General features: G+C 33.4%; 10 protein-coding genes. 3 read left to right on the top strand and 7 right to left on the bottom strand.

Features of this window, described 5'->3' with window-relative positions; genetic code table 11:
• Positions 1 to 14: 14 nt before the first annotated feature.
• From Q0921_RS11005 to Q0921_RS10995, 3 genes are read right to left on the bottom strand one after another with little or no spacing between them, the layout of a single operon-like run.
• The gene (locus Q0921_RS11005; protein ID WP_299256718.1) at positions 15 to 1964 is read right to left on the bottom strand and encodes a S9 family peptidase; all 1950 of its coding nucleotides are present in this window, start codon (positions 1962 to 1964) and stop codon (positions 15 to 17) included.
• An 11-nt stretch (positions 1965 to 1975) separates the two neighbouring features.
• Complete coding sequence (locus Q0921_RS11000; RefSeq protein WP_299256716.1) at positions 1976 to 5209, bottom strand: hypothetical protein; 3234 nt, start codon at positions 5207 to 5209, stop codon at positions 1976 to 1978.
• A gap of 18 nt (positions 5210 to 5227) precedes the next feature.
• Positions 5228 to 6001: an MBL fold metallo-hydrolase gene (locus tag Q0921_RS10995; protein ID WP_299256714.1), complete on the bottom strand. Its 774-nt coding sequence runs from the start codon at positions 5999 to 6001 to the stop codon at positions 5228 to 5230.
• A 114-nt stretch (positions 6002 to 6115) separates the two neighbouring features.
• On the opposite strand from Q0921_RS10995, the gene Q0921_RS10990 reads away from it, so the two are divergent.
• Positions 6116 to 6349 (top strand): hypothetical protein, encoded by a 234-nt coding sequence (locus Q0921_RS10990; protein ID WP_299256712.1) that lies wholly within the window; start codon positions 6116 to 6118, stop codon positions 6347 to 6349.
• 9 nt (positions 6350 to 6358) lie between these two features.
• Here Q0921_RS10990 and Q0921_RS10985 read toward each other — a convergent pair whose 3' ends face one another.
• The 3 genes from Q0921_RS10985 to Q0921_RS10975 form a co-directional block, all read right to left on the bottom strand.
• Entirely contained in the window at positions 6359 to 6712 is a 354-nt protein-coding gene (locus Q0921_RS10985; protein WP_299256710.1) for a hypothetical protein, read from the bottom strand.
• Between the two features lie 269 nt (positions 6713 to 6981).
• A complete protein-coding gene (locus tag Q0921_RS10980; RefSeq protein ID WP_299256708.1) occupies positions 6982 to 8127 on the bottom strand; it encodes a serine hydrolase in 1146 nt (381 codons plus the stop codon).
• 24 nt (positions 8128 to 8151) lie between these two features.
• Entirely contained in the window at positions 8152 to 9618 is a 1467-nt protein-coding gene (locus tag Q0921_RS10975; RefSeq protein WP_299256706.1) for a M28 family peptidase, read from the bottom strand.
• Positions 9619 to 9837: 219 nt separating this feature from the next.
• Between Q0921_RS10975 and Q0921_RS10970 the strand changes: the two genes are divergently transcribed.
• Positions 9838 to 10968: a VWA domain-containing protein gene (locus Q0921_RS10970; RefSeq protein ID WP_299256704.1), complete on the top strand. Its 1131-nt coding sequence runs from the start codon at positions 9838 to 9840 to the stop codon at positions 10966 to 10968.
• 38 nt (positions 10969 to 11006) lie between these two features.
• Positions 11007 to 12470 (top strand): magnesium chelatase, encoded by a 1464-nt coding sequence (locus tag Q0921_RS10965; protein WP_299256702.1) that lies wholly within the window; start codon positions 11007 to 11009, stop codon positions 12468 to 12470.
• Between the two features lie 74 nt (positions 12471 to 12544).
• On the opposite strand, the gene Q0921_RS10960 is transcribed toward Q0921_RS10965, so the two are convergent.
• A complete protein-coding gene (locus Q0921_RS10960) occupies positions 12545 to 13366 on the bottom strand; it encodes a DUF1853 family protein (RefSeq protein WP_299256700.1) in 822 nt (273 codons plus the stop codon).
• Positions 13367 to 13371: the final 5 nt, after the last annotated feature.

The raw sequence follows: 13371 nt of genomic DNA, 5'->3' as shown, positions 1-13371 counted from the left end.
GTAATTAGATGTTTTTAAGAATCTGATTCTACTGTTTTTACTTCAGATTTCCCATCATTAATGACTTCGGATCCAGACTCTTTTAGGTATTTATCTAAGAATTTAAGAATTCTTCCGTATGCTTCAATTTGATTTTCCTTTTTTACAAAACCATGTCCTTCATCTTCGAATAACACATATTCTACAGGAACCCCATTTTTCTTAACTCCTTCTACAATTTCATCGGATTCTACCTTTAATACTCTTGGATCTTTGGCTCCCTGAAGTACAATTAATGGTTTTGTTACTTTTTCTGTATGAAATAGCGGAGAGATTTGACGTAATCTTATGGAATCTGCGGTATTAGGATCCCCCATTTCCGTATATAAAGCTTCTTTAAAAGACTCCCACCATGGCGGAATACTTTTTAACGTTCGTAACCAGTTCGTTACTCCGAAGATATTAACTCCTACTTTAAATTCCTCTGGTGTGTATGTAAGGGCTGCCATAGTCATGTATCCACCATAAGAACCACCAATAATTCCGATTTTATTAGCATCGATAATATCTTGTTGTGCCAGCCAATCTTTTCCTGCTACACAATCTTTTAGATCTTTATCTCCGTGATTTTGATCGTCCATTTTATAAAATGTTTTTCCGTAACCGCTACTACCTCTATTGTTAACAGCTAAGATCGCATACCCATGATTCACATAATACTGAATTTGGGAACTAAAACCTTGTCTGGATTGTCCTCCGGGACCTCCATGTACCCAAACCAATGCCGGAACTTTGTTGTCTGCAGTTGCTTGTTTTGGTTTATAATAAATAGCAGGAACTTCTAATCCATCAAAGGATTTAAAACGAACCACTTCTGACGCTACTAAATCCTCAGCATTGATATCTTTATTAAGTACATCCGTAAGTTGATGATATTCTTTTGATGCCAAATCATATGAATATACATTTCTTGGAGTACTTGATCCCGAAACATTTAAGAATGCCATAGACTCATCTCTGGAAAAACTCGCACTAGAAATTTCTTTGTTTTCGAACGAAGGGAATTCTATCGCTTTTCCAGTAGCTACCTCTTTTACATCCATCATAGTTTTAGCATCCTCATTAGTGAACATTACTTGATATTTTCCATTTTGGGTAAAATAAAATGAATTGATGTCCCAGTTTTTTTCTGCTACTTTTTCTTTTGTACCATCTGCAAGATTGTATTTCATTAAATAACTAAATTCTGCACTGTCATCGGTTGTATAATATAATGATGCATTATCCAGAGAAAAATCCTGAGGTCTATTACTACTTGTATTCTCATTGATTTTAGCTTTTTCTTTAGTTTCTGTATTCATTATATACAGATCGATATCATTAGTAGTAATTGCTTTGGTCAGCGCAATATATTTCCTGTCTTCGGACATACCGCCAAAATCCATTCCATCATTATTCTGATAGATCATTTTAGAAGTAAAGTCAGCAATATTCATTTCGTAATGATCCATATACTTAGAATCACGCTCATTACTTCCGTAAAAGAAACTTTTGCCATCTTTAGACCAACCTCTGAACAAGGCTCTTACATTTTTCTCTGGAGTTAATCGTGTAATTCCGGCACTGTCCTTAAGAAAGATCTTAAATATCTCATCTCCATTACCGTCCATTCTAAATAGGATTCTATCATCCTCAGGGAAATATGAAATTCCAAAAACAGAAGAACTATCAGATTTTGTAACCGGAATCAATTCTCCACCTGTAACCGATGTAGTGTACATATTATAGATACCAGAGCGGTTACTGGTCATTAATACTTTGGACTTATCGTTAGAAAATCCATTAGCAAATGCATTTTCATTATCCATAAATTGTTCAATTGAGTACTCTTCAATTGCAATAGCTTTCGCTATTTCTTCTTTCTTTTCTTTTTTACAGGAGTGGAGTAGTAGTAGTCCTAGTCCTAAAATGATAAGTTTTTTCATGTGTGAAAGTTTTATTTGATAGTGAATGTTTTGACTTCTTTAAAAGGAGAAGTTTTTAGTTTCTCTATAGATTCTTGATAAGGTTTCCAATCATTGGTAAAGAATATATTTGTTTTTTCTAATGCATCCATTAGCGCATCTTTAGCATGTTTTATCAGGGTTTTTTCTGTAGTCGTTAACCCATTTTTTCTACTACTTGTGTACCAATCAGCAGTACCAAGACGTTGCATTACTGTTATTTCTGGATTACGAGTGATTCCCTGTCTTTTGTCCTCTTTTCCTAAATACATAGCAACGGTAGAATCAATCTTTTTGATAATGTTTTTAGAAGCTTTGATCTGATCTTTGAACTTCTTTTTATCCAGTTTTTTCAATTCTTTCTCATATTTTGAAGCTACTTCCTTACTTTCTGCCAATTGCTTTACGGCATCTGCAGCTGTCTGTCTCATAGCCTCTAGGTTTTTAGAAGCGGCGTATACTTCGTTTATATTTTGCTGAGAAACTTGTAATCTTGGATCTGATTTTACCTGTATACTGGTTTCAGATTTCTGATCTCCGTATTCCATCACCAATTTATAGGTTCCTGGTTTCACATCAACACCGCCTGGTTCCTCTTTACGTTTCTGAATTTCTCTAGACGGGCGATCCACACCTTTTTCATCCATAAACCAACTTATTTTATGAATTCCAGTAGAGTCAGGAGTTTTTTGCTTTAATGTTCTGATCAATCGATCACCATCATACACTTTTAGGTGAATAGAATCCCATTTTACCTTTGTTTCTTCTTTTTCATCGTCTGCAGTATCTTCTTCCTCTTCATCATTTTCTTTTCCTGTTTCTTCACCGTCTTTATTTTCTTTAGACGCTTCTTTTTGTTCTACGGTTACAAAATAAGAGATATGAGCTCCAAAATCACGATTTTCGCCATTAAACAAAGCATCTCCACCAAAACGACTTCCGGTAGGTTGCTGATAAGCTGCCTGGTATCCAACGGGTGGATCGAATACTTTTATTTTTTGATTTAAGATACTTTTGTTTTTTGCTAAAGCACGCAATGGTTTGATATTGTCTAATACCCATGCAGCTCTACCAAAGGTTCCTATTACTAAATCATGTTCTCTGGGTTGAATGATTAAATCTTTTACAGAAACAGTTGGGAAACCAGATGTCCATTTTGTCCATTTGTTTCCGGCATCCAGAGAAATATATAATCCATCATCCGTTCCTAAGAACAGTAAGTTTTTCTCTAGAGGATCTTCTACGATACTCAAAGTATAGCTTTTTACATCATTACTATCTACAATGCGTTGCCAGGTTTTACCATAATCAACCGTTCTATATGCGTACGGCGTATAATTAAATCTTCTATAGTCATTAGCTACCAATAGTGCTTCTCCTTTTTTCTTATTAGAAGCTTTGATCTGTACAATCCAGCTACCAGCTGGTAATCCTTTGATATTTTTAGAAACGTCTGTCCAGTTTGCTCCTCCGTTTTGAGTAATATGAACGCGACCATCATCGGTTGCTGCCCAAAGCATGTTTCGCTCTAATGAAGAAGGTTCTATAACCAAAACGGTACAGTGATTTTCTGCTCCGGTAGCATCCATGGTAAGCCCACCACTTTCTCCTTGTTTTAGTTTTTCTGGATCGTTGGTTGATAAATCCCCAGAGATGATCTCCCAGGTTAATCCTTTGTCCGTACTTTTATGTACAAACTGACTTCCGAAATACAATGTATTATTATCAAAAGGATCAATATTGATTGCTGCATTCCAGTTAAAACGTAATTTTATTTCTGGATCTGGATGTGTGGGTTTCACTGTATAGTTATTACCTGTCATCCAATCATAACGACTTACAAATCCTTGTTGACTCATAGACCATCCATATCTGGAATCGTCTTTATCCGGTACTACATCGAATCCATCTCCAAAAGAAATCTCTTGCCAGTATGAGTTTCTGATTCCCTGAGCTTTCCAAACATACGCGGGTCCGCGCCAGCTGCCGTTATCCTGCATACCTCCGTATACATTATACGGGAACTCGTTATCCACATTAATATGGTAAAATTGAGCTACAGGAAGGTTTCCTATAAATCTCCAGGTCTTTCCTCCATCACGTGTGATATTTAATCCACCATCATTACCATCGATCATAAAATTACCATCTTGCGGATGTATCCACCAAGCGTGATGATCTGGGTGGACTCCATTATCCACTCCATAAGCAGGCATTAGTTGTGTGAAGTTTTTACCGCCATCTTCCGATACATTTACATAGGTAAATACAGAATAAACTCTATTTTCATTCTGTGGATCTACGTAGATTTCTGAATAATAGAATGGACGATTACCAATATCATTTTTATCGTTTATTTTTTTCCAGTTAAATCCTCCATCTTCTGATTTATAGAGGGCATTTTTTTTAGCTTCAATTAAAGCGTAGACAATATTTGGTTTATTTCTGGAAATAGCAACTCCAATACGTCCTAAATTTCCTTCGGGTAAACCATCTTTATCCGTTCGTTTTTTCCAGGTTTTTCCGCCATCGTGTGTAATATATAGTCCAGAGCCTTCACCTCCAGATTTAAAAAACCATGGATCACGTTTATGTTCCCATAAAGCAGCAATTAGTTTATTTGGGTTAGAAGGATCCATAATTAGATCTGCAGCGCCTGTTTTATTATTTGCGGAAAGTATTTTATTCCATGTTTCTCCACCATCTGTAGTTTTAAAAACACCTCTTTCTGGATGTTCTCCCCAAGGTGAACCTATTGCAGCTACGAATACCGTATTTGGATCTGTAGGATCCACAATTACTCTATGGATATGACGCGTTTTTTCTAGTCCCATCAGTTTCCAGTTTTTACCACCATCTAGTGATTTGTAAATCCCGTATCCTCCGTTAAGACTATTTCTGGGGTTACCTTCTCCAGTTCCTACCCAAATCACAGAAGGATTGGATTGCTGAATTGCTACCGCTCCAATAGATGCAGTAACTTGTTTATCAAAAATAGGCTTCCATTTAATACCTCCAGATGTAGATTTCCACAATCCACCCGATGCTGTTCCTGCATACATAATATCGGGATTAGAAGTAACCACATCTATGGAAGTTACGCGACCACTCATTCCTCCGGGTCCTATATTACGTGGGTTCATTTTTTTTACATAATCCATAGAAAATTCCTGAGCATAAATTCCCGAAACAAGGATAAGAGATATTAGAAATAGTAATCTTTTCATGTTGTAATAGTGAGTTAATTATAGTTGTATTCGTTGTTCTAATGTGGTTAAGAAATGTATTTCTGGATACCTTTCTCTCATATCCTCCAATTCTTGTTTTTTTATTTTGGGTGAGATATGTGTTGCGATGATTTGTTTAGGGTTTATGTTTTTTTTGATTAATGCAGTTGCATTATCTTCCAATAACATCCAGTAGGGCAGAATCGCAATATCTATGTTTTCATTTACCAGGTTCAATTGATTAAATAGATTGATTTCTTTCATCCAATTAGTGTCACCAACATGCAGGATTTTTCTAATACCAAAATTAACAATGTAACCAACATTCTCCACAGATAGATGTCTTTTACCTACGTGATTGATTTTTACTCCAGTAATTTTAAGATTTTTAATCTTGACCGTACGTTTTGTATAATCCGTGGTGGATATAGTAAATAACCTATTCTCGAAGTTTTTAATTTCTTTAGTTATCTGATCAGATCCAAACAAAACTGCTTTTTTATTGGATGCTAAATAATTATAAGCAAGTTCAGTACTGAAATGATCCCCGTGATAATGAGTAAAAAGAATGACATCAGGTTGTAGTTGGGTATTTATTTTGTGGACTAATGCTGATGGAGGAAAAAGATAATCATCCCCATATTTAGTATGCAATCCATCAATCAGAACAGAAGATTGATCATCTGTTATATATACACCCATATTTCCTGTATATATTAGAGATAGTTTCTTTTGGGAAAAGCCAGAAATACTAATAAATAGTAGTGTTAAAAGGAAAAATCTTTTTAACATTTTTTGATTGATTACTTGATTGTGAGCCTAAAGTTAAGAAAATGCAAATGCGAAACTCTTAAAGAGGTGTTAAGGTCAAAAAGAGGTAAATTAGGAAGCTTAAAAGATATACTAATGAAATTTATAGAACTTACCTTAAAGAATCATACTATTGTACACGGTTTCGATGCCAGTAACCAAGAAATTACAGAAGAAGTAACCGTAGCATCACCGTCAAAAAAGCTGGTGGCTGTAGATAGAATACTATCGGTTAGTGAACAATATATTTTAATCAAATATGCTTATGATAGAATTATATATTGGGAATACTTAGAGGAATATAATAATGTAAAAACGATGTTGCTCTAAGGCCTATATTTAAGGAACCATTATTTTAGTTTTTTTACTATTTCGAGCAGAGATTAACTGAAATTCTTTATTCACTTTAATAATAATCATATTTCCTGTATGTAGATTAATCATTTTCCACCTAAAACCATATGAGGTTTCGAAAATAGCTGATCGGGCTGTTTTTCTTAAATCGATTTCATCTATTTTTTCAATGACCTCTGCAGCTAATACGTCAAGTCCTCTTTTCTGAACTTCTTCGTCCGAAAGTTTACGATCTATTTGATTTTGAATAATATCTGCAAAAGATCGGTTAATAGAAATACTATTAGAGTGCAATATGCCGAAAGAGAATAATAAGAAAAATAGTATATATTGTTTCATATTTTAAAATTTAATGAAACTATATACTACGTCTTTGACATACTATATAGCTACTTGATTATTAATGTTGTAACCATACTTGTTGTTGCTATTTGTACTAAAATTTGACATTCTTAAACTAAGGGGAATTAAAATTAATTCATAAAAAGTCTATTTAGTATATATTTTTGTTAAATAAATATAAATAAATCATAAAACATGAAGTTTTAGACCGTATTTGTAGATTTTAATGAATAATTGTTAAAGAAATATACTTTTTTAATGTAAAATTATTTATTTCGAAGCTTTTCGAGATGATAGATTTTTCGCCCTAATTCTGCTAGAAAAGGAATGCCTATTTCATCGTATTCATAATAATCATCATTAAAAATTCCATTTTCATTTACGTGTATTGTAGCTGATAAGATAAATGTAATGTTATTCTTTGTATCCTTAATATATGCACAGTCTGTTAGATATCCGTATGCATATCCAACCTTATTATAGATTTCTATATGTTCTGGGATGTTTTCTTTTGTATCGCCAAACATAAAAAACTTCACATATCCATCGTAGTACTCCTTTTTATCGTGTCCTGCTTCACTAGGTAAAGTCTTCATAGTATTAATGACAAATTGGCGATCGTTCTCAGAGATATTAAAACCTTCTTCTTTACTGTAAGAATTAGGAAAATGAATACGTTTCATCGTTTCATGCAAAGACCGCAGGGGTAGATAGTTTTTTTTAGAAAAATCTTTCGGTTTTTCTATCAATGTATCATTGTATATGTAACCTTTTCCCTTTGATAGTTTATTAAGCGATAATTTCGGTTGAGTATTATTCTGGATGCTTTCTTGTTGGTATATAACAGTACTATCTTCTATATTCTTTTTAAAAAGAATAGATTGTGTTTTCAGGTTTTGAGCATAGGGGGCCGATAACCTATGCGAAATTCTACCTTTAAGGTTTTTAGATTGTAATTTTTGATTGATATAATCTTGTCCAAGGAATTCGAATAGTCGATTATATGCTTGGTTATCGCTTACCGCAAAAATCTTCCTAATTTCTTTTTCAATATTTGTATACAGAGTATCATGCTGCAGCATGAAATTAGTCATTCTATCTACCTTGATTTCTCTTTCCTTTAATTCTTTTAATTTCTCAAGAGCGATTAGGGCGACTGGAAATTTAACGGAACTTGCAGGGTAAAAATAAGTGCTATCTGAAACGTTGAATTCATAATCCGTAAAAATTACTTTTCCATCTTGATCTTGATCAATCTGGCTATACAAAATCTGAACTTCATGTTTTTCAATATTTTGCATTACCCGTTTTATCTGTTCTTTATCAGAATTCAGTATTTCATCGAGAGGGTTTTGTTGTCTACACGAGAACATTAAAAAGCTAATGATAATAATGGGAGCAATAGATCTCATATAAGTTAAAATTTAAATGATAATCTACTTTTTATTATATAATTTTTTACCAGCTTCATAATACTTATCACCTTCAACCCAAAAAGGAGTTTCAGGATTGTTAGCAATGTTTCTACAAGCCAATACATAGGATTGAAAGAATTTTAATAAATAATCATAATCTAACGTATCGGGATTATCGGTAACCTGGTGATAGTATTTGGTTATTTCTTCATCAAAAGCTGTAAAACCCATACTAAACGTTGGTGCAGGAATTCCTTTAGCAGCAAAATGTACATTGTCGGATCTATCAAATAAACCTTGTTCTGGAGCTGGATCATCAATAGCTTTTAAACCAAAAGGAGTTGCAGCTTTCTTTATATCATCTGATGCTGTTGTTCTTTCTAAACCAACTATTGTGGCAATGCTGGTATCGTTATACCCTCCATTATCACTGTTAAAGCAATATACCATTTGATGTAAAGGAATCATGGGGTGATTTACATACCATTTACTACCTAATAAGCCTTTTTCCTCTCCAGTAAATAGAATAAATAATGCAGATCTTTTTGTTGGATATTTAGCCATATTTTGTGCCGCAGATAATACGGTTACAGTTCCCACAGCATTATCTCTTGCACCATTATAAATAGAATCATTATCAACAGCTTTTCCGATACCTACGTGATCATAATGAGCAGAATAAATGACAAATTCATTCTTTAGTTTAGGATCTGTACCTTCCACCATTCCGACTACATTTTGGGATACAACGGTACTTTTTTTAATACCTTGAACTTCTACTGTGGCGTTAATCTCATTTTTATTTTCAAAAAACTTACTGATCTCTTCTTTCTGATCGTTGATCCATAAATAAGTGAAGTTGTTAGGCTCTTTTTCTTCAGAAACACTCATTTTTTCTCCATTAAAACTATGATCTAATTGTGACCAGGTTTTATCATCTATACTATTAACTTCTATAATTCCTACAGCACCTTTTTCTTTGGCTAATGTGATTTTTTCCTGCATCTTAGAAAAGGCAAATCTAAGATTGTTATTATCTTTTGTTCCGGAATATGTAACTACTATTTTTCCTTTTACATTTAAATTGTTGTAATCTTCAGCTAAACCATAATTGGCAAATACTAATGATCCTGAAAAGGATGTATTTGCTTTTTTTAGTGTTACTATTTTAGAAGTTGTAAAATCTCCGATGTTTAGTGATGCACTTTCGAATGAAGAAGTAGTATTTAGCGTAACTTTCTGAAAATAGTTTTTATTTTCTGTTACGGGTTGGGCGCCATATCCACGGAGCATATTAGCCAGGTATTGAGCGGCTATTTTATTTTCGGGAGTACCAGTCTGTCGTCCTTTTAGTTCATCTGATGCTAAAAAATAAATATGACCCTCAATTTCACTTTTAGAAACTGTGGATGTTACTTTTTCGATATCATCTTGTGCAAAATTGATGAATGGTAACGCTACTAGTAATGATAAATATATATTTTTCATAAGCCAATTAAGGTGTTTTGTTATTTGATGTCTGTAGTTTTTAGTATATAGATACAAAAAATAGAACTGACTTCCCAAAGATAAGAATTGTGGAGAGTTTATAAAGGGAGATCATAAAGAGTTGTTATCTGAGGCCAATTCTCCAAAACATTTGTTAATTCTATGTGATTACCTTCCAGTTCGAGCGATATCTTTTGTAAAATGTGTTAAATTTATATGATGAAAGAGAAAAAGGAAATTTTTAAAACAGGATTTGCTTTTAAGCATTATGAAGCTCCAGAACAATCTCCATTTGATAAACTTTTTGATATTTTTCAAGAGATCATCACCCATACTTCGGGTGATCTGGATGAAGCTTTGGATTGGTTAAAAGAACTGGATAAAGAATATGAACTTACCAGTGAAGATTACACGATGGAAGATTTCATTGAGGACCTTAAGAAAAAAGGATACATCCGTGAGGAAATTAAACCTGATGGAAAAGGAGGTATGTCTATAACTTCTAAAACTGAACGCGCGATCAGACAAAGAGCATTGGATCAAATTTTCGGGAACCTAAAGCGCAGTGGATCCGGAAATCATAGAACCAAATATACAGGAAGAGGCGACGAGCATGCAGGCGAATATAGAAACTATCAGTATGGTGATGCATTAGAACGAATATCTATAACTGAAAGTTTGAAAAATGCTCAAATCAATCACGGAATAGGAGAGCTAAATCTTACAGAAGATGATCTTGTAGTAGAGGAAACGCAGTTTAAAGCCCAGATGAGTACTGTATTGATGATTGATATTAGTCATAGCATGATTTTATATGGAGAGGATCGTATCACTCCAGCTAAGAAAGTGGCTATGGCACTTGCAGAACTTATCACGACAAGATATCCTAAAGATACATTGGATATTCTTGTCTTTGGTAACGACGCTTGGCCAATAGCGATCAAAGATTTACCATATCTACAAGTGGGACCATATCATACCAATACAGTTGCAGGATTGCAGTTAGCCATGGATATGCTAAGAAGAAAACGTAATACCAATAAACAAATTTTTATGATTACGGATGGTAAGCCAAGCTGTTTGAGAATGCCGGATGGACAATACTATAAAAACAGTAATGGCTTAGATACCCAAATTGTAAACAAGTGTTATATGATGGCGCAACAAGCCAGAAAATTACATATACCGATTACAACTTTTATGATTGCGCAAGATCCATACCTGATGCAGTTTGTAAGAGAATTTACGCAGGCCAATCAGGGTAAAGCTTTTTATACAGGCTTAAAAGGATTAGGTGAAATGATTTTTGAAGATTACGAGACCAATAGAAAAAAAAGAATTAAAGGATAAAAAATAGTACAAATTTAGAATTTTGCTTAAAAGAAAATATGAATACAAATACAATAAAGACATTTGGACAATTAAAGGAATCTGGATATAAAAGTAAAAGCATAAAAGATGAACTTAGAGATAATTTAAGAACTAAGATTAGTAATAAAGAACCTACTTTTACAGGGATCCATGGATATGAAAATACTGTAATTCCAGAATTGGAACGAGCAATTTTATCACGACATAATATTAACTTACTGGGATTAAGGGGGCAGGCAAAAACCCGTTTGGCCAGACAGATGATCAATTTACTAGATGAATGGATTCCTATTATCGAAGGATCAGAGATTAATGATGATCCATATCATCCTATATCCAGATATGCTACTAATTTAATTAAAGAAAAGGGTGATGAAACCCCAATAAGTTGGATACATAGAAATGATCGTTTTGCTGAAAAATTAGCAACACCAGATGTAACTGTTGCCGATATTATCGGGGATGTAGATCCGATTAAAGCGGCAAATCTAAAACTAAGTTATGCAGATGATCGAGTAATTCATTTTGGAATGATTCCGAGAGCTAACCGCTGTATTTTTGTAATTAATGAATTGCCTGATTTACAAGCACGTATTCAGGTAGCATTGTTTAATATATTACAAGAAGGTGATATTCAGATAAGAGGATTTAAGCTTCGTTTACCGTTAGACATGCAATTCGTATTTACTGCTAATCCAGAAGATTATACGAATAGAGGTAGTATTGTTACACCGCTAAAAGATAGAATTGGTTCTCAGATCCTTACACATTATCCAGAAACTATAGAAATTGCTAAAACTATTACGCAGCAAGAGGCACAATTAGATTCTAGGCAAAGTAACTTGGTTCACGTACCGGATTTAGCTAAGGATTTATTGGAACAGATTAGTTTTCAGGCTAGAGAAAGTGAGTTTGTGGATTCTAAAAGTGGTGTAAGTGCCAGAATGAGTATTACTGCTTATGAAAATTTATTAAGTACAGCAGAATATAGAGCATTAAAATCTGGAGACGAACAAACGCTATTAAGGCTGAGTGATTTTATGGGTATTGTTCCTGCAATTACTGGTAAAGTAGAGCTTGTATATGAAGGAGAACAAGAAGGAGCAGCATCTGTAGCGCATAATTTGATTTCGGATTCTATCAAAACATTATTTCCTGAATATTTCCCTAAAATCGAGAGATTGGAAAAAGAAAGTGAGCAGAGTCCTTATCAAGAATTGATTGATTGGTTTTTCGAACAAAGTGGTTTTGAACTTTTAGATGAAATTCCTGAAGCAGCATACAGAAAAAAGCTGGATGAAATTAAACCGTTAAATGATCTTATTAAAAACTATCAGCAAGATATAGATAAAAAAGATAGCTATTTTATGAAAGAATTTTTGTTATGGGGATTAGTAGAGCATAAAAAACTAAGCAAATATAAATTGTCTGAAGGATTTAGATTTAAAGATTTATATGGTAGTTATATTAGTGATTTATAGTAGATTGTTGATAGATTTCTGTTGATTGGAATATGGTTTAACTAAATAATTGACCCTTTTCTATCAACTAAAAATCACCACCATACAATAAAACATTTAGAAAAAGAATCTTCATTACTTTTTATCCACAGTAATGGAGATTTTTTTTTGATAAGTTGAGTATTTAACTGATCAGATATAGATGAAAATGGATGCCAGATTTCATTGTATTTGGGATCTGTTATCCAGTCCTTTTTCTGGGGGATATAATAGAGGTAAGACCCGTATTCTTCTTTTGTGAATTCTTCTGAGTGAATCCAATATCCCACAATGCAATCATTATTAAGATGAGAAAATTTCTTGTTTTGATGTGATAATGGAACGAATAAGTTTCCAAAGAAACAGACTTTTTGTATGATATCATTAGGCTGGATATCTAATTTTTGTAATGTAGTAATAGTTTCAGAACGATAGAGCAGTGGTAACTGTTTTTCTTTTAACTTGGTTATTTTGTCTAATAAACTGTCATTACGATTAGGACCAATCCACCTTTCTAGTGCTATTTGACTTTTTTTAGGATCATAGAGATAAAACTTATAAATGAATTCTATATGCAGAACTTGTTTTCGCTGTCGGTCTTCTATCAAAAAATCTAATTCGCCAATGGTTATTTTATCCTTAAATATTTGAAGATTTTTTAGGATGAGCCTATTGTTTTTACTGTTGTTAATGAAGTATTCAAAAAAATGTTCAATCCTTTTTCCTAAGACTTCATTTTCTGGGATTTCAATGGGCAGCTCATTAGGTATAAAATCATCAGAAATCTCTAAATCAAATTGTGCTAGCTCAAAAAGAGAAGCATTTTCCCATAATAACTTGCTGTCTAAAAAGCCAGCATATTGTTGTTTAATAGACATTAGAG

The sequence above is a fragment of the uncultured Aquimarina sp. genome (assembly GCF_947496855.1).
Classification (GTDB): Bacteria; Bacteroidota; Bacteroidia; order Flavobacteriales; family Flavobacteriaceae; genus Aquimarina.
This window is presented reverse-complemented; position numbering and strand designations above follow the sequence as displayed.